The sequence below is a fragment of the Paracoccus marinaquae genome, from assembly GCF_018860165.1.
In the GTDB taxonomy this organism is placed as follows: Bacteria; Pseudomonadota; Alphaproteobacteria; order Rhodobacterales; family Rhodobacteraceae; genus Paracoccus; species Paracoccus marinaquae.
This window is the reverse complement of record NZ_JAHKNG010000004.1, coordinates 18,348-35,060: the sequence shown is the minus strand read 5'-3', so window position 1 is coordinate 35,060 and position 16,713 is coordinate 18,348. Positions and strand designations below refer to the sequence as shown.

The following is a 16,713-nucleotide window of genomic DNA, read 5'->3' as shown; positions in this document are numbered from 1 at the left end:
ACGATTACGGGACCCGGACCTCTTGAGCGATCCAGACAGCGGCCAACGGCCGGAAAACCCCGAAGGCTCGACCGGCGGGCCGGCGCCCCGGCCGAACCGGCGCATCACCGCGTCCCGGACAGGGGCGCCGCCCCCGGCCTCCAACCCGCGTTTCTCGCAGCCGGTGCGGCAGGTCCTGCTGATGCTGACGGTGCTGGTTCTGGTGCTGGCCGGCGGCTGGATCGCCTATGGGCGCATCCTGCCCATCTTCATGGCCAATCGCTGGCTGAACGGGCTGATCCTGACGGTCTTTGCCCTGGGCGTGCTGGCCTGTTTCTGGCAGCTGGGCCAGCTGGTCCGCTCGGTCAGCTGGATCGAACGCTTTGCCGAACGCCGCCGCAACGCGGTGGAAAAGGGGCTGGCGGCGCGGGGAGCCGACGACAGCGATGTGCCGCCGCGATTGCTGGCGCCGCTGGCGGCGCTCCTGGGCACGCGCGGACCCGCGGGCGGGGTGATCTCGACCGGCTCGGCCCGCTCGATCCTCGAATCGGTCGCAACCCGCATCGACGAGTTGCGCGACATCACAAGATACCTCTCGAACCTGTTGATCTTCCTTGGCCTTCTTGGAACCTTCTACGGGCTTGCGACAACCGTTCCGGCGGTGGTCGAGACGATCCGCGCGCTTGCCCCGCAAGAGGGCGAAAGCGGGATCGAGGTCTTCGACAAGCTGATGGGCGGGCTCGAGGCGCAGCTTGGCGGCATGGCCACCGCCTTCTCCTCCTCGCTGCTGGGCCTGGCCGGATCGCTGGTCGTGGGCCTGCTGGAACTGTTCGTGACCCATGGCCAGAACCGCTTTCACCGCGAGCTTGAGGAATGGATGTCGGGCTTTACCCGGGTCAGCCTGGCCACCTCCGAGGGCGAGGGGCTGGACCAGGCGGCGATCTCGGGCTTTCTCGAACAGATGGCGGCGCAGATGGACCGGCTGCAGCAGTTCCATGCCGAACGCGACTCTGCCCGCGACGATGCCGCGATCATGGCCGATGAGCGGATCGTGGTCATGGCCGAGGCCGTCGAGGCACTGGCCGAGCGCGCCGGGGCCGAGCGCGAGGCCTCGCTGGCGCGCACCGCCACCCTGGTCGAGTCGCTGAGCCGGATGGCCGACGGGCAGGACCGGATGCTGGAACTGGCACGGCTGCGCGCGGATCAGCCCCAGACCGCGCCCTCGGACCTGTCGGGGATCGAGGCCGCGCTGAACCGCCTGGCCGCCGACCTCAGCGAGGGCCGCGACGAGATGGTGGCCGAGTTGCGCTCGGATCTGCTGGTGCTGACCCGCGCCGTGCGGGCCGCGCGTTTCGGTGACCCCTTCCCCGACGATCTGCGGCAGGACCCGCTGATGACGCGCGGGAAGGGCTAGGCGATGGCGCTGCGCCGCGCCAGTTCCGGAAACCGTTTCTCGGCCACGATCTGGCCCGGTTTCGTCGATGCCATGACGGCGCTTCTGATGGTGCTGATGTTCGTGCTGACGATTTTCATGATCGTGCAGTCGGTGCTGCGCGAGCGCATCACCGCGCAGGACGACACCATCGTCGATCAGGGCCGCACCATCTCGCGTCAGGAGCAGCGGCTTGATGCCCTGGGCCGGCAGGTCGAGGCATTGGGCCAGGCCCTGACCGCCTCGGAAGATCGCGAGAGCGCGCTTGCGGAAAACCTGGCCGGAGAGAGCGCCCGCGTCCGGACCGCTGAAGAGGCGCTGGCCGAGGCCGAGGCCGAGGCCCGCGACCGCGCCGCCCGGATCACCCGGCTTGGCAATCAGCTGGACAGCAGCCGTGCGGAACTGGGCGAAACCCGGTCGCGCCTGACCGATTTCGAGGCCGAGGTCGCCGCCCTGATCGCCGCCCGCACGCAGGAGGCGCAGCAGCGCCAGACGCTGGAGACCCGGCTGGGCGAGGAAGAGAACCGCGCCTCGGCAGCCGAACTGGCCATCGCGGCGGCCCGGCAGGAGATCGATGCGCAGGCCGAGCAGGCCCGGCTGGCCGCCGCCCGGCGCGACGCCCTGCAGGCGCTGATCGCCGATCTGCGCCGGCGCAACGCCGGCCGCGACGAACAGGCCGCCACGCTGCAATCCGACCTGACCGCGGCCGAGACCCGGCTTGACGAGGCCGAGACCGCGCGACTGGCCGAGGCCGAGGCCGCCCGGCTGTTGCGCGAACGGCTGGAAACCGCGGATAGCGAACTGACCGCGATGACCCTGTCGCTGGAGGAAAGCCGCAGACGGGCCGAAGAGACCCTGACCCTTCTGGCCGCCGCCGAGGCCGCCCGCGACACCCTGTCCGAAGAAACCGCCCGGAACGCCACCGAGGCCGAGCGTCAGGCGGCGCTTCTGGCCGCGGCACAGGCGGCGCTGGCCGAACAGGAAGGTCTGTCCGACGACAGCCAGCGCCGGGTCGCGCTGCTGAACGAACAGGTGGCCTCGCTGACCGCGCAACTGGCTTCGCTGCAGGCCCTGCTGGACATCGCCGGCGAGGATCAGCGCGAGGCGGAATTGCGGGTCGAAGGTCTGGGCCAGCAACTGAACGCCGCGCTGCTGCGCGCGGCCGAGGAAAAGGACCGCCGCCTGGCGCTGGAGGAAGAGGCGCGCAGGAAGGCCGAGGAGGAAGCCCGCGATCTGGCGCGCTATCGGTCGGAATTCTTCGGCCGGATGTCGCAGATCCTGTCGGGTCGCGACGAGGTGCGGGTGGTCGGCGACCGCTTCGTGTTCCAGTCCGAGGTCCTGTTCCCCTCGGGCGAAGCCGCGCTGTCGGAGGCGGGGCACGAACAGGTGGCCGGTGTCGCCCGCCTGCTGTCCGAGATCGCGGACGAGATTCCCGCCGAAATCGACTGGATCATCCGCGTGGACGGCCATACCGACAGCCTGCCGCTCTCGGGCACGGGCCGCTACCGCGACAACTGGGAACTGAGCCAGGCCCGCGCGCTGGCGGTGGTGCGCTACATGATCGACGTGTTGGGCTTTCCCGCCGATCGGCTGGCGGCAACCGGCTTTTCCGACACCCGCCCGGTCGCGGAGGAAACCACCGAAGCGGGCCGCGCCCAGAACCGCCGGATCGAGTTGAAGCTGACCGAGCGCTGATCCCTCAGTGCCCGACGGTCTTGGAAAACAGGTTGACCACGATCACCCCGACGACGATCAGCCCCAGCCCGATGACCGCCGGCAGGTCCAGCCGCTGCCCGAACAGCAAAAGCCCGATCAGCGCCACCAGCACGATGCCGAGCCCGCTCCAGATCGCATAGGCGACCCCAAGCGGCATGCTGCGCAGGGCCAGTGACAGCAGGTAGAAGCTGACCAGATAGCACAGCGCCATGCCGAGCGTCGGCCAGAACCGGGTGAACTGGGCCGAGCGTTGCAGCAGCGAGGTTCCGACGACCTCCATGGCAATCGCCAGAAACAGCGGAATATAGGGTGATCCGATCATGTTGTCCCTCCGACCGCCGAATCCCGTGCTGCGGCGACGACAGTCATGCGGGTTTTCGTGGCAGAGTTCAATTCGGCGGGTCGCGGCTGCGCCGACGCGCCTACAGGCGGTGCATCCGCCGCTCGTCCTTCCTCGACGCACCGTCGGCGCCATCGTCGGAGGGCGCCTCCCGCTTGTTCAGGATGGTCCGGACCTGATCCGCAGCAGCCGAAAATTCGTCGATGATCCATGGCACCTGAGAGGCAATGCCGCGAAACGCCGCGAAGGCGCCCACGAAGGTGTCGACGGCATTGTTCAGGCTGCCCGACAACGCATCCGCCGTCTCGGTCAGGTCCTGCGCGGGATTGCGGCGGGGGGCGTCGCGCGGATCCCGCCGCGCCCGTTCGCGAGGGGCATGACGGGGCGTCGGCTCAGGCCGGGCAAAGCGGCGTGCCTGCGGGGTATCGTCCGCTGCCCGATCAGCCTGAAGCCGGGACACATCCCCGGCACCCGCCAGCCGGCGCGCGGTCAGCATCGCCGCCGCCGTCAGGCCCGCGACCCCCAGGGCAACGCCGCCCCAGATGATCGCCTGGCCGGTCGGCGAGGTCTCCGGGCGCCGGTTCCCGCCGGCATCCTGCCTCTGGTCGGTCCCGGCCGGCCCCTGCCTATGGTCGTCGCTGCTGTGCATCACCTCGGCCCCATGACACCGGCTTCCCGTTCAGACAACCCTGCAACACCCCGGAATGTTCCCGCTCGGCCACCGCCCCCGGATGAAAACTTGCCCCCGCGCCGCCGCAAGGCTATGCCGCCGACAACGACAAGGAGCCCGCCATGATCCCTCGCTATGCCCGCCCCGAAATGACCGCGATCTGGTCGCCGGAAACCAAGTTCCGCATCTGGTACGAGATCGAGGCCCATGCCTGCGACGCGCAGGCCGAACTGGGCGTGATCCCGAAGGCCAATGCCGAGGCGGTCTGGCGCGCGAAGGACGTCGAATTCGACGTGGCCCGCATCGACGAGATCGAGGCGGTGACCAAGCATGACGTGATCGCCTTCCTGACCCATCTGGCCGAGCATATCGGCAGCGACGAGGCCCGCTTCGTGCATCAGGGCATGACCAGTTCCGACGTGCTGGACACCACCCTGAACGTGCAGCTTGTCCGCGCCGCCGATATCCTCTTGGCCGACATGGACAAGGTGCTGGAGGCACTGAAGCGCCGCGCCTTCGAGCACAAGGACACGCTTCGCATCGGTCGCAGTCACGGCATCCATGCCGAACCCACCACCATGGGCCTGACCTTCGCCCGCTTCTATGCCGAGATGGATCGCAACAAGAACCGGCTGGAGAAGGCCCGCTGGGAGGTGGCCACCGGCGCCATCTCGGGCGCGGTCGGCACCTTTGCCAATATCGACCCGGCGGTCGAGGAACATGTCTGCGCGCAGATGGGTCTGCGCCCCGAGCCGATCAGCACCCAGGTCATCCCGCGCGACCGTCATGCGATGTTCTTCGCCACCTTGGGCGTCATCGCCTCGTCGGTCGAGAACATCGCCATCGAGATCCGTCACATGCAGCGCACCGAGGTGCTGGAGGCCGAGGAATATTTCAGCCCCGGCCAGAAGGGTTCCTCGGCGATGCCGCACAAGCGCAACCCGGTCCTGACCGAGAACCTGACCGGGCTTGCGCGGCTGGTGCGCATGGCCGTGATCCCGGCGATGGAGAATGTCGCGCTGTGGCACGAGCGCGACATCAGCCATTCCTCGGTCGAGCGCGGCATCGCCCCCGACGCGACCGTGACGCTGGATTTCGCGCTGAACCGGTTGGCCGGGGTGATCGACAAGCTGGTGGTCTATCCCGAAAACATGCTGGCCAACATGAACAAGTTCAAGGGCCTGGTGATGAGCCAGCGGGTGCTGCTGGCGCTGACCCAGGCCGGCGTCTCGCGCGAGGATGCCTATCGGCTGGTGCAGAGAAACGCCATGAAGGTCTGGGAGGAAGGCAAGGATTTCAAGGAAGAACTGCTGTCCGACGCCGAGGTGACGGCAGCGCTGAGTCCGGCCGAGATCGAGGAAAAGTTCGACCTTGGCTATCACACCAAGAATGTCGACCGGATCTTCGCGCGGGTCTTTGGTTAAAATCCCGCGCAAATCGGCGGTGGCGATAACCGCCCGTTAGGGAAGCTCTGCCAGATTGGCCGCATCACGGATGACGCGGCCGATCGGGGGCAGAAGATGATGACGCAGACCGGGCTCAGCCCGCGGCAGAAGGCGGCGGTGATCGTGCGGCTGCTGCTGGATGACGACGAGGCGGGGAGCCTGACACGGCTGGACAGCGAGGCACAGACCCTTCTGGCCGAGGAAATGGCGGGGATGGAACTGATCGACCGCCAGACCCGCGACGCGGTGATCACCGAATTCTGCGACCGGCTGGCCGCCGTGGGCGTCACCTTTCCCGGCGACCTCGACGGCACTCTGGCGATGCTGGGCGGCAAGCTGTCCGATGACAGCACCGACCGGCTGCGCCGGCTGGCCGCCATGTCGGGGCGCGGCGATCCCTGGGCGCGCGTCGCCGCGCTGCCGAAAGAGAATATCCTCGCGCTGGCGAACAGCGAATCGACCGAGATCGTGGCACTGATGCTGTCCAAGCTGCCGGTCGCGCGAGCCTCCGAGGTGTTTTTCGCCCTGTCGCGCGATCGCGCCCGCAGCGTGGCACAGGCCATGTCCCTGACCGACGGCATCGGTGCCGCGGCGCTGAACCGGGTCGGGCTGATCCTGCTGCACGCGGCCGAGGCCCTGCCCCGCCCGGCCATCGATACGCCGATGGCGGGACGCATGGGGGCGATCCTGAACTTTGCCACCGCCGATCTGCGCGAGGAGGTGCTGGAATCGCTGGAACAGAACGATGCGGGTTTTGCCGACGGCGTCAGGCGCGCCATCTTCATCTTCGCGCATATCCCCACCCGGATCGAGCCGCGCGACGTTCCCCGGATCGTCCGCGAGGTCGAGCAACCGGTCCTGATCCGCGCCCTGTCCGCCCCCGATGCGGTCGATGCCGCTGCGGCCGAGTTCCTGCTGTCCAACCTGTCGCAACGGATGGCCGACGGGTTGCGCGAGGAGATGGAGGGGCTGGGCAAGCTTCGCCCCCGCGACTTCGACGAGGCCAAGACCGAAGTCATCGCGGCAATCCGGCGCCTGGAGACCGAGGGTGAACTGACGCTGATCCTGCCGGCCGAGGACGAAGACTGATGGCAGTTCCTTGCCCGTCCGCCCGCTGTCGGCGATAAGCGGCGCCGGAGGCCGCGCATGACCAACAAGATCGCCATCCTGCTTGCCGTGATGATCCTGGCCATCTTTGCCGCCGATCATTTCTGGCTGAATCTCGACCTGCCGGTCCGGGTCGGCAAGGTCATGAACGGGTTCATCGAATATCTCAGCTTTTGGAGATAGTTCAGCGCCCTGAAGTTTTTCTGAAAAACTTCGCGCCCTGACGCACGGCCCGCGTCCAGCCGCCCGCGCGGGCGGGCAGGCAGAACAGGGCGGTGTCGCGGCGGGGCGCGGGTTTCGGCCTTGCGGCATTGCGCCGCCCCCTGCCCGCCGCCTCCCCACGGTTTAGGCCATAGAGGGGATTTGCATCATCCGGCGACCCACGCTAGAGGATGGCGCAACGTCACCTGGTCTGGAGAGAGAGCCATGGCAGTCAAAGTCGCCATCAACGGTTTCGGTCGCATCGGTCGCAACGTGCTGCGCGCCATCATCGAATCGGGCCGCACCGATATCGAGGTGGTCGCCATCAACGATCTGGGCCCGGTCGAGACCAACGCCCATCTGCTGCGCTATGACAGTGTGCATGGCCGCTTTCCGGCCAAGGTGACCGTGAATGGCGACTCGATCGATGTCGGCCGCGGCCCGATCAAGGTCACCGCGATCCGCAATCCGGCCGAACTGCCCTGGGGCGATGTCGACGTGATCATGGAATGCACCGGCATCTTCGCCTCGGTCGAGAAGTGCCAACCGCATCTGCAGACCGGTGCCAAGCGGGTGCTGATCTCGGCCCCCGGCGACGGCGCCAACAAGACCATCGTCTACGGCGTCAACCACGACCAGCTGACCAAGGACGACATCATCGTCTCGAATGCCAGCTGCACGACGAACTGCCTGTCGCCGGTGGCCAAGGTGCTGAACGACACCATCGGCATCACCCGCGGCTTCATGACCACGATCCACAGTTATACCGGCGACCAACCGACGCTGGACACGATGCACAAGGATCTCTATCGCGCCCGCGCCGCGGCGCTGTCGATGATCCCGACCTCGACCGGGGCCGCCAAGGCCGTGGGCCTGGTGCTGCCGGAACTGAAGGGCAAGCTGGACGGTGTCGCCATCCGCGTGCCGACGCCGAACGTCTCGGTCGTGGACCTGACCTTCGAGGCCGCGAGGGACACCAGCGTCGAGGAAATCAACGGCGCGATCAAGGCCGCCGCCGACGGCCCGCTGAAGGGCATCCTCGGCTATACCGAGGAAAAGCTGGTCTCCTGCGATTTCAACCACGATCCGCACAGCTCGATCTTCCACATGGACCAGACCAAGGTGATGGAAGGCAAGCTGTGCCGCATCCTGACCTGGTATGACAACGAATGGGGTTTCTCGAACCGCATGTCCGATACCGCCGTGGCGATGGGCAAGCTGCTCTGATCGCATCGCGGATGAACGGGAAACCGGCCGGCGGGGCACCCCGCCAGCCGGTTTTTCATTGCCACGCCCCGCCTCAGGCGAAGACGAAGCTGTCCTGTTCGATGCGGGTGAAATCGACCGCGGCGATCTCGAAGGCCAGCGAGCCGGTCGCGCTGACCACGACCTCGTCGAAGGCCTCGACGGCCTCGTGGAAGACCTTGCCATCCGAGATGTCGAGGCGCACCTGCTCGACCAGATCGCCGTCATCATAGAAGGCCAGCCTGACCTGCCCGCGGCCACTGATCGTGGTCAGTTCGAACCCCGCGTCCAGCGCATCGGCCAGCCGTCCCGAATCGTCCATCCTGAAGACGATCTTCTCGCGCCCGTCCAGTTGCCGCGCCTCGGCGCGCAGCGGCCAGTCGGCCAGCGGCGACCAGACGCCGAGGCCCTTGCCCGCGAAGGTCAGCAGGTTCAGCCCCGAACCTTTCGCGCTGACGGTGATGTCCGAGCCCTCGATCTCGAGGCTGCGGGCCACGACCGGCACCCGGTCCGTCGCGACCTGCGCGCCATCCTCGGAATAGCTGACCCGGTTCAGCAGCAAGCGCCGGTCCTCGAAATCCACCCCGGTCGCGACGGTCCGCAGCGGCCGCTCCAGCGTCAGCCCGACCAGCAGCGGATCGTGATCCGAGACCGCGAAGGGATCGTCGTTGTAGAAGGAGGCATCGTTGAACTGCGAGGAATAGGACAGCAGGTCCGGCTCATCGGCGTTGATATGCCATTCGGCCACGCCGGTCACATTGTCCATCAGCCCGGCGCTGGCCATGCCATAGTCCAGCGTGCCGCGCTGGCCGTCGAAGACATAGCTATAGGCGTCCTCGCCCAGATAGGCGGTGGCCAGATCGGTGAAGCCCGCCGCCTGCAGCGCCTGAACCGGATCCTCCCTAGCGTAGGAATTCAGATCGCCCAGCACCAGCAGGTTGTCGGTGCCGGTGGCGCCGGTCGGATTGCCGGCCAGCCAGCTTGCCAGTTCGGCCGCCGCCTCCTGCCGGACCCCGTTCCAGAAGCCCTGCCCGTCGCCCTGATCGAAATTCGGGTCGTTCCGCAGCGCCTCGATCAGCGCCGGATCGACGCCTGCCGTCTGCGCGGCACTCAGCAGCGAATCGAGGCCGCTGGCGCCCTTCGATTTCAGGTGGTTCGCCGCGACCGTCAGTTCGGCCCCGTCGGCGGTCTGGAAGGTGGCGGCCAGCGCCGGGCGGTTGCGCTGGAAATTGCCGACGATCTCGCCGGTGCTCTGCTGGATCTGATCGACGATGTCCCAGGTCGCCGCGGCGCTGCTCTCGGTGAAGTCCAGCACCGCCGTCCCGGTCAGCGTCAGTTGATCGGCGCGATAGATGATGCCGGCGGTGATCGCGTCGGTGCCGAGGAAACCGACGCCGGGATCGACAAAGGCCCAGGTTCCGGGCGCGCTCGCCTCGTTCAGTGCCGCGACCAGCGTGGCAATCGCGCTGCCCTCGCCAAAGCCGTTATTCTCGATCTCCTGCAGGGCGATGACCTCGGCGCCCATGGCGGTGATGGCGCTGACCAGCTTGTCGGTCTGGCGCGCCAGATCGGCGGCGTTCGTGGCCCCGCGCGGGTCCAGATCGCCGTTCGGGCCGGTGCCGCCGCTGAGCGTGGTGAAATAGTTCAGCACATTGAAGCTGGCCGCCTGCAGGTCGCCACCGACATCGGGCACGCCCTGGGGCCGTGCGCCGCTGCCCTCGATCACGTCAAGCGGGGCATCGACCTGGATGCGATAGCTGCCGTAACGCTCATCCATGATGCCGACCACCTCGGCCAGCTGGCTGCCCAGCCGCAGCGTCGGCCCCTCCGCAGTGATCGGATCACCGGCCTCAAGCGGCGTGCCGTCGCCCGAATCGATCATCGTGACAACATCCGGGTTCTGCCCGGTATTGCTATCCTCGATGACCAGCCGCGCGGCCGCGTTCCGGGCCATCAGATCCGCGACCTCGGTCGCCTGAGTCTGCGCATCATAGATCTGGGTCGGCTGGATCAGGTTGCCCTCGGCCACCTCGATCTCGCCAAAGCGGTCGAGGTTGAAATTCGTCACCACCGTCAGCGCGTCGTCCGAGCCGGTGACCAGTTGCACCCGCATCCCCTCATAGGTCTCGAAATCGGCGCGCATGCCCAGCGTGATCTGCGTGGCGGTGGGCAGCGCGACACCCGTTTCCAGCACCGCCAGATCGCGGACATTCGTCAGTTCGGTCAGATCCTGGAACTCGGCCACATCCGCCGTCAGCCGCAGCCGCGAGCCGACCGTGACGGGCGCGCCGGAAAAGACATAGATGCCTTCCGAGGTCGCCGCATCACCGTCGCTGTCGGCGTCCTCCTCCTGCAGGAAATAGCCGACCTGCTGGCCCGAGCCATTGGTGATCAGCCCGGTCACCACGGCCTCGACCGTGACCTCCTGCCCCGCCATGGCGGAGGTATTGCCGCTGCCCTGAATGTCCGAGATGAGCGTGATCGACACATCGTTGTCGGCCACGGCCACGGTCAGGCCGCCGACCGTCAGTCCGTTGTAATCAGGATCGGCGCTGGCAACGGTGAAACTCAGCGCGCCGAAATGCGTGGCGGCCTCGTCGCTGCTGTCGTCGATGGCGCGCACGATCACCTCGACCGGATCGGTGCCGCTCAGCGTGGCGGTGACGGTGGCGGCGAAGGTCACCCCGTCAAGGCTGACCTCGCTTTGCCCGTCCGCCGCGACGGTCACATCGACGGGTGCGGCGGGTGCGGTCGCCAGTTCCAGCGTGAATCGGTCGCTGCTGGTGCCCGCTTCCGCGACGGTCAGCCCGTCGCCCGCGCGCGCGATCACCGCGGGCGCGGTTTCGCCGCCCGACATGCCGATGACGCGGAAATTGTCGACCGCGAAATCCTCGTCCCCCGCCTCGACACGGGCCGAAAAGCGCAGGTCCAGCCTGCTGCCGCTGCCGGCGATCCCGGCGGTGAACTGCTGGAAGGCGCCGGTCAGCGTGGCCCCGTCGCCCGTGCCGTCAAGATCGGTATCCTGGCGGAAGTTGCCGTTGAACTGGCCCGATGAGGTGAAGCCGGCACCGGCGAAGGCCAGGACGGTCTGCCAGGCGCCGCCGTCGATGCGGGCCTCGACGCGCAGATAGTCATCGTCGTCTATATCGCCCGGTGCATCGAAGAATTCGGCAAAGCTGCCCTGGAAGGTCAGGTCGCGCAGCCCCGCGATGTCGATGCCGGTCCATTCGGCGGTGACCGGAACCGAGGCGCCCTCGCCGTCCAGATCCATGCCGGTCAGATAATTGCCATCGGCCCCGTCATAGGCTTTCAGGCCCGAAGGAGTGGCGCCTGTGCCGAAATCCGCGCTGCTGCCCGCAATGCCGAAATAGTCGCCCGCCCCGTCCGAGAAGAAGCCGGTCGAGGTGGTGAAACCCGCGCCGCTGTCGAATGTCTCGTTCAGCGCCACGACCTCGGCCGCCGCCAACTCGCCCGAGACGCGCAGCAGATCGAAGGCGATGTCCTCGTCGCCCGCTTCCAGATTCTCGGCGGTGATCCGCAGCGACAGCGACGCGCCGGAGCCCGCGATCGAGGCGCCGAACGCGGTGAAGGCGTCGGTCAGGGCCGGGCCATCCGCGATGCCGTCGAAATCGCTGTCCAGCCCCGGCTGGCTGTTGGTCGCGCCCTGCGAGGCGAATTGCAGCACCTTGACCCAGGGCCCGCCATCGATGCTGGCCTCGATATGGACCAGCGCATCGGCGTCCCAGTCCTGCGCGCCGTCGGAGGCCGCGTCCTCGGCAAAGAGGCCGGTGATGGTCAGATCGGTCGCGCCGGTGATGTCGATGGGCGCCAGCGTCAGGCTGGCACTTGCGGGCCCGCCTTCGCCGTCCAGATCCTGCGCGGCGAAATAGGACGCACCGCTGATCCCGCCAAAGGCCACGAAACTGCCAATGGTACTGCCATCGGTGCGGGTGAAGTAATCGCCCGAACCATCGCTGAATTCGGTCACCGAGGTGGTGTAACGGGTTCCGTTGCCATCGGTTTCGAAATCCTCTTCATGCAGCAGCGTCGGCATTGCATCCATCCCTGTTCAGCGTTGCGAAATTCGATTTTCCCCGTCGCTAGCAGCCTTTCGCGAATGCCTGATGACAGGCCGGACGGGACGGCGGGCGGGCTAGAGGCGCGTCAGGATCAGCTCGGCGGTGACGCAGATCCGGTTGCCGGTGCTGGCCAGTTCGCCCTGTCCGCGCATCCCGCCCATGCCCACGATATCGAGATTGACCGCTATCCTAGCGCGATCGATCCGACCGGGGAAGATCAGGAATTCCGTGGCATGGCTGTCCAGCACCGAACCGTCGGCGAAATGCGCCGTGTTCAGGCTGCCAAGCCCGGCCAGCCGCGCGCCGTCCCAGCCCAGCCGGTCCAGCGCCTCGCCCAGCCCTTCGGCCAGTTCGACATGCGGTGCAAGGCGCAGAAGTGCAGCCTCGGGTTCGGCGACCGTGCCCCGGATGCGCGGCTTGAACAGGGTGAAGGCGGTTTCGGAGTCGTCCTCGCCCTCGAAACGGGCATCGGGAAAGACCAGCGCCTGCGCCTTGGCCGGCTTGGACAGGATCGAGGCATCCAGCAGCAGATGCCCCATCGTCTTGCCCCACGATCCGTGGCAATGGCCGAACGCCCGCCCTTCGCGCCGCCCCCAGACGATACCGGCGCGATGGATCGTCGCGCCCGGCAGATCACGGGGCGCGGAATACCAAGCGCCGTGCAGACCGTCGCGGGCGCGATCCGGCAGCACGAAACGCAGATCGCCCTGCGCATCGTCAAGGCTGATCCAGGCGCTGTCAGCCCCCGCCAATGCCTGCGCGATGGCCCTGTCCAGCGGCACCCCCGCCTCCAGCGTGATCCGCCGTCGTTCGACCCGGGTCGGGGCCAGCATCAGGCGCGGGCCTTCGGCCGGGCCGGGATGGCGCAGGGTGTCAGCCATCGGCCCCGGCCAGCGCGTCGCGGCGCAGCAACTCCTCGCGCACCAGCTTCTTGGTGATCTTGCCATAGCCGGATTTCGGCAGCGCCTCCCAGAACAGGAACCGCCTCGGCAGCTTGTAGCGGGCGATCTTTGGTCCCAGCCATGTGGCCAGATCGGGGGCCGATCCGTCGCGGGTGACGCAGATCGCCACGCCGACCTCGCCCCAGGTCGGGTCCGGCATCCCCAGCACGGCGCATTCGACCACATCGGGATGCAGCAGCAGCTTTTCCTCGATTTCGCGCGGGTGGATGTTCGAGCCGCCCGAGATGAACATGTCGCTTTCCCGGCCGGTCAGGTAGAAGAAGCCGCGCGCGTCCATATGGCCCAGATCGCCGGTACGGAACCAGCCGTCACGAAAGCTTTTCGCATTGGCCTCGGGGTTGCGCCAGTAGCCCGCGAAGACCGCACCGCCGGTCACGCACAGCTCGCCCGTCTCGCCCGGGGGCAAGGGATTGCCGTCATCGTCCTGAATCTCGATCTGGATGCCCAGGCGCGGAAAGCCGCAGGAGCCTTCCAGCGCCCAGCCCTCGCCCGCCTCGTGCAGCCGGGCGGGCAGGACGGTGATGCAGCCGGTCACCTCGCCCAGCCCGAAATACTGCACCAGAACCGGCCCCAGCTTCTGCAAGGCGCGGATCTGATCGGCGCGATACATGGGCGCGCCGGCATAGATGACGTGGCGCAGGCTGGAATGGTCATGCGCGTCCACGGCGGGATGTTCGGTCAGCAGCTTCACGATGGTCGGCACGGTGAACATGTTGCTGACCCGGTGCGCCGCGACCAGCCGCCAGATCTCGGCCGGATCGAAGCCCGGCCCCCCGGGCAGGATGGTGACCGCGCCGCGCGCCACCTGCAGCATCTGGTGAATCCCCGCCCCGTGGCTGAGCGGCGCAACCACCAGCGAGGCATCGGCTTCGCTGGTGCCGGGGATCAGGTCGGCCAGATGGTTGGCGATGACAAAACCCATCTGGCCATGGGTCAGTACCGCCGCCTTGGGCTTGCCGGTCGAGCCCGAGGTGAAGAACAGCCAGGCCGGATCGTCGCGGGCAACATCCGCCGCCCGCAGCGGCGCATCGTCATGGCCCGCAAGCGCCGCGTCGAGATCGGGGCCGAAACCGGCCTGACCGATGGCAAGCGTCGGCAGGTCGCAGGCCGCCGCATGGTCGGGAAAGCCCGCCTCGCAGATCAGCAGCTTCGGCTGGGCCAGTTCGACCATCCAGCGCAGATCGTCCGGCGCACCACGGAAATTCGCCGGCACCCAGATCGCGCCCAGCTTCAGGCAGGCCCAGAGGCTTTCCCACATCTGGTTGTTGTTGGGCGACTGCACCAGCACCCGGTCGCCCTTGCCGATGCCGTAGTCCTGCGCCAGCAGACGCGCCATCGCATCGACGCGCCCCCGCATCTGCGCCCATGTCCAGCGCCGCCCGCCCCAGATCATCGCCGGGAGATCCGGCAGGCGCCGGGCGGTCTGGTCCAGCAGATGACCGAGGTTCATCGTCCGAAGCGAGGCGGGCGTCATTTCACCCTCTCGAGGATCGAGACGTAATTGGCGACCGCCGCCCCGCCCATGTTGAAGACCCCGGCCAGCCTGGCATCGGGGATCTGCATCCCGCCCGCCTCGCCGGTCAGCTGCATCGCCGCCATGACATGCTGCGACACCCCGGTCGCGCCAATCGGGTGGCCGCGCGATTTCAACCCGCCCGAGAGGTTCACCGGCAGCCGCCCGTCGCGCGCCGTGATCCCTTCGGCGATGATGCGCCCGCCCTGCCCGCGTTCGGCCAGTCCCATGGCCTCGTATTCCAGCAGTTCGGCCACGGTGAAACAGTCATGCGTCTCGACCAGCGACAGATCGTCCAGCCTCACGCCCGCCTGTTCCAGCCCCTCTGCCCAGGCCCGGCGCGCCCCGGCGAATTCGAGGATGTCGCGGCGCGAGATCGGCAGGTAGTCATTGGCCTGACGCTGCGCGCGGAAGGCGATGGCGCGCGGCGCCTCGATCTCGGGATGGGCGATGACCAGCGCCGCCGCCCCGTCCGAGACCAGCGAGCAATCGGTGCGCCGCAGCGGCCCGGCGGCGATCGGGTTCCGGTCGCTGACGGTGTTGCAGAAGTCGAAGCCGAAATCCTTCTGCATATGCGCATAGGGGTTTCGCGCGCCATTGGCATGGTTCTTGGCCGCGATCATCGCCAGTTCGCGCGAGGCATCGCCGTAACGCTGGAAATAGCTGTTGGCGATGCCGCCGAAGACGCCCGCGAAACCGCCCGGCGTCTCGCCCTCCTCGGCGCGATAGCTGGCGCCCAGAAGGATATCGCCGATCTCGGCCCCCGGGGTCGCGGTCATCTTCTCGGCCCCGATCACCAGCGCCACGCGCCCGCGCCCAGCACCGATGAAATCCAGCGCCGCCGTGATCGCGGCGCTGCCGGTGGCGCAGGCGTTTTCCAGCCGTACCGCCGGCACATGCGCCAGCCCGTCATGGCCGAGTGCGACCAGCGCGCCCTCGAACCCCTGCTTCTGGAAGCCGCCGTTGAAGACGCCCACGAAGATGCCGTCCACCTGTTCGCTGGCGATACCGGCATGGTCCAGCGCGGCGCCGGTGACCTCGGCCATCAGCGCCTCGACATCCGGGGCGTCGGATTTGCCAAAGCGCGTATGCGCCCAGCCGATGATGCGCCCTTCCGGCGCCGGGGGCAGGTCGGTCATGCTTTCCTCCGCAGCAGAAATTCATCCAGTTCGGCCTCGATCCGGCCCGCCTCGGCCCGCAGCAGGGCGGCCATCTCGGCCTGCCTCTCGGGGCGCAAGCGCTGGTCGATGGCGGCCAGCGACAGGGCCCCCGCGACATGGCCCAGCGGATGCCGGATCGGCACCCCGATGCCCCAGCTTCCGGCGACGATCAGCCCCGGGTTCAGCGCATATCCCTGAACCCGCGCCGCAGCGATATCCGCCCGCAGCCGCGCGGCGTCATAGGCGGCATAGCGCGGCACGGCCAGCAACGGCGCCAGCTGGGCAAGCGTGACATCGATTTCCTCGTCCGGCAGCGCGGCCAGCAGCGCCAGCGACCCGGCGCCGATCCCCAGCGGGTGTTCGTCGCCGGGCTGCAGCGCATGCGTGCGCACCGGATAGCTGCCCTCCTCGCGCAGCAGGCAGACGGAATGGAGGCCGCGGCGCACGGTCAGGAAACAGCTGTCGCCGCTGGCCCGCGCCAGCCGGATCAGCGCCGGCTGGACGATCCGGGTCAGGCCGAAACGCGGCGCGGCCAGCATCCCGGTCACATAGGTTTCGGGGCCCGGATAATAGCGGCGGCTGTGCTGATCCTGCTCGACCAGCCCCTCGCGGATCAGCGCCACCAGCATCCGCCGCAGGGTCGGCTTGGCCAGCCCCGTCGCCTCGGCCAGATCCGCCAGCGACAGGCCCGAGGCGGCGGCACGCCCGATCCGCCGCCAGACCGCGACGGCGCGGCCGATGCTCTGAGTGCCCTGTTCGATCACGCTTTCCATGATGTGGAAACCCCTGTTCCCGCCCCTTCCCATGCCCGCATCGATTCTTATTGCATGGCTTTTCATGTTCCGTAAATATGCGGCGAAACCA

General features: G+C 67.9%; 13 protein-coding genes. 6 read left to right on the top strand and 7 right to left on the bottom strand.

All coding sequences use genetic code 11. The features are described 5' to 3' along the window. The first annotated feature begins 22 nt into the window (after nt 1-22). Together KNW02_RS03755 and KNW02_RS03750 are read left to right on the top strand one after the other, a co-directional pair. Nucleotides 23-1,393 (top strand): hypothetical protein, encoded by a 1,371-nt coding sequence (locus KNW02_RS03755; protein WP_431356737.1) that lies wholly within the window; start codon nt 23-25, stop codon nt 1,391-1,393. A 3-nt stretch (nt 1,394-1,396) separates the two neighbouring features. Continuing rightward, nucleotides 1,397-3,106 carry a peptidoglycan -binding protein gene (locus KNW02_RS03750; RefSeq protein WP_216031934.1) on the top strand — a complete coding sequence of 570 codons (1,710 nt, stop codon included), beginning with the start codon at nt 1,397-1,399 and terminating at the stop codon, nt 3,104-3,106. 4 nt (nt 3,107-3,110) lie between these two features. Here the strand turns inward: KNW02_RS03750 and KNW02_RS03745 are convergent, their stop codons facing one another. Beyond that, nucleotides 3,111-3,449, bottom strand: coding sequence for a DMT family transporter (locus KNW02_RS03745; RefSeq protein ID WP_216031933.1), 339 nt, complete (start codon nt 3,447-3,449; stop codon nt 3,111-3,113). Nucleotides 3,450-3,549: 100 nt separating this feature from the next. Further along, nucleotides 3,550-4,116 carry a hypothetical protein gene (locus KNW02_RS03740; RefSeq protein ID WP_216031932.1) on the bottom strand — a complete coding sequence of 189 codons (567 nt, stop codon included), beginning with the start codon at nt 4,114-4,116 and terminating at the stop codon, nt 3,550-3,552. A 143-nt stretch (nt 4,117-4,259) separates the two neighbouring features. Between KNW02_RS03740 and purB the strand changes: the two genes are divergently transcribed. From purB to gap, 4 genes are all read left to right on the top strand, one after another. Beyond that, nucleotides 4,260-5,561: an adenylosuccinate lyase gene (gene purB, locus KNW02_RS03735; protein ID WP_216031931.1), complete on the top strand. Its 1,302-nt coding sequence runs from the start codon at nt 4,260-4,262 to the stop codon at nt 5,559-5,561. 96 nt (nt 5,562-5,657) lie between these two features. After that, complete coding sequence (locus KNW02_RS03730) at nt 5,658-6,671, top strand: FliG C-terminal domain-containing protein (protein ID WP_216031930.1); 1,014 nt, start codon at nt 5,658-5,660, stop codon at nt 6,669-6,671. 57 nt (nt 6,672-6,728) lie between these two features. Then, nucleotides 6,729-6,872 (top strand): hypothetical protein, encoded by a 144-nt coding sequence (locus KNW02_RS03725; protein WP_216031929.1) that lies wholly within the window; start codon nt 6,729-6,731, stop codon nt 6,870-6,872. 243 nt (nt 6,873-7,115) lie between these two features. Beyond that, complete coding sequence (gene gap, locus KNW02_RS03720; protein ID WP_216031928.1) at nt 7,116-8,117, top strand: type I glyceraldehyde-3-phosphate dehydrogenase; 1,002 nt, start codon at nt 7,116-7,118, stop codon at nt 8,115-8,117. 73 nt (nt 8,118-8,190) lie between these two features. Here gap and KNW02_RS03715 read toward each other — a convergent pair whose 3' ends face one another. The 5 genes from KNW02_RS03715 to KNW02_RS03695 all read right to left on the bottom strand — a co-directional run bounded on the left by KNW02_RS03715 (nt 8,191) and on the right by KNW02_RS03695 (nt 16,622). Further along, nucleotides 8,191-12,189, bottom strand: coding sequence for an ExeM/NucH family extracellular endonuclease (locus tag KNW02_RS03715; protein ID WP_216031927.1), 3,999 nt, complete (start codon nt 12,187-12,189; stop codon nt 8,191-8,193). A gap of 99 nt (nt 12,190-12,288) precedes the next feature. Beyond that, nucleotides 12,289-13,095, bottom strand: a complete 807-nt coding sequence (locus KNW02_RS03710; RefSeq protein WP_216031926.1) for a hypothetical protein — start codon at nt 13,093-13,095, stop codon at nt 12,289-12,291. Continuing rightward, nucleotides 13,088-14,650 (bottom strand): acyl-CoA synthetase, encoded by a 1,563-nt coding sequence (locus tag KNW02_RS03705; RefSeq protein WP_216031925.1) that lies wholly within the window; start codon nt 14,648-14,650, stop codon nt 13,088-13,090. The genes KNW02_RS03710 and KNW02_RS03705 overlap by 8 nt, the downstream gene beginning before the upstream one ends. After that, the gene (locus KNW02_RS03700; protein ID WP_216031924.1) at nt 14,647-15,828 is read right to left on the bottom strand and encodes an acetyl-CoA acetyltransferase; all 1,182 of its coding nucleotides are present in this window, start codon (nt 15,826-15,828) and stop codon (nt 14,647-14,649) included. The genes KNW02_RS03705 and KNW02_RS03700 overlap by 4 nt, the downstream gene beginning before the upstream one ends. After that, nucleotides 15,825-16,622, bottom strand: a complete 798-nt coding sequence (locus KNW02_RS03695) for an IclR family transcriptional regulator (RefSeq protein ID WP_216031923.1) — start codon at nt 16,620-16,622, stop codon at nt 15,825-15,827. Before KNW02_RS03695 ends, KNW02_RS03700 begins: the two co-directional genes overlap by 4 nt. Between the last annotated feature and the right edge of the window lie 91 nt (nt 16,623-16,713).

What these genes read in the sequence shown, in the direction of transcription:
- KNW02_RS03710 (WP_216031926.1), bottom strand. Translation starts at nt 13,095, where the DNA reads ATGGCTGACACCCTGCGCCATCCCGGCCCGGCCGAAGGCCCGCGCCTG.
- gap (WP_216031928.1), top strand. Translation starts at nt 7,116, where the DNA reads ATGGCAGTCAAAGTCGCCATCAACGGTTTCGGTCGCATCGGTCGCAAC.
- KNW02_RS03740 (WP_216031932.1), bottom strand. Translation starts at nt 4,116, where the DNA reads ATGCACAGCAGCGACGACCATAGGCAGGGGCCGGCCGGGACCGACCAG.
- KNW02_RS03750 (WP_216031934.1), top strand. Translation starts at nt 1,397, where the DNA reads ATGGCGCTGCGCCGCGCCAGTTCCGGAAACCGTTTCTCGGCCACGATC.
- purB (WP_216031931.1), top strand. Translation starts at nt 4,260, where the DNA reads ATGATCCCTCGCTATGCCCGCCCCGAAATGACCGCGATCTGGTCGCCG.
- KNW02_RS03730 (WP_216031930.1), top strand. Translation starts at nt 5,658, where the DNA reads ATGATGACGCAGACCGGGCTCAGCCCGCGGCAGAAGGCGGCGGTGATC.
- KNW02_RS03715 (WP_216031927.1), bottom strand. Translation starts at nt 12,189, where the DNA reads ATGCCGACGCTGCTGCATGAAGAGGATTTCGAAACCGATGGCAACGGA.
- KNW02_RS03700 (WP_216031924.1), bottom strand. Translation starts at nt 15,828, where the DNA reads ATGACCGACCTGCCCCCGGCGCCGGAAGGGCGCATCATCGGCTGGGCG.
- KNW02_RS03695 (WP_216031923.1), bottom strand. Translation starts at nt 16,622, where the DNA reads ATGGAAAGCGTGATCGAACAGGGCACTCAGAGCATCGGCCGCGCCGTC.
- KNW02_RS03725 (WP_216031929.1), top strand. Translation starts at nt 6,729, where the DNA reads ATGACCAACAAGATCGCCATCCTGCTTGCCGTGATGATCCTGGCCATC.
- KNW02_RS03745 (WP_216031933.1), bottom strand. Translation starts at nt 3,449, where the DNA reads ATGATCGGATCACCCTATATTCCGCTGTTTCTGGCGATTGCCATGGAG.
- KNW02_RS03705 (WP_216031925.1), bottom strand. Translation starts at nt 14,650, where the DNA reads ATGACGCCCGCCTCGCTTCGGACGATGAACCTCGGTCATCTGCTGGAC.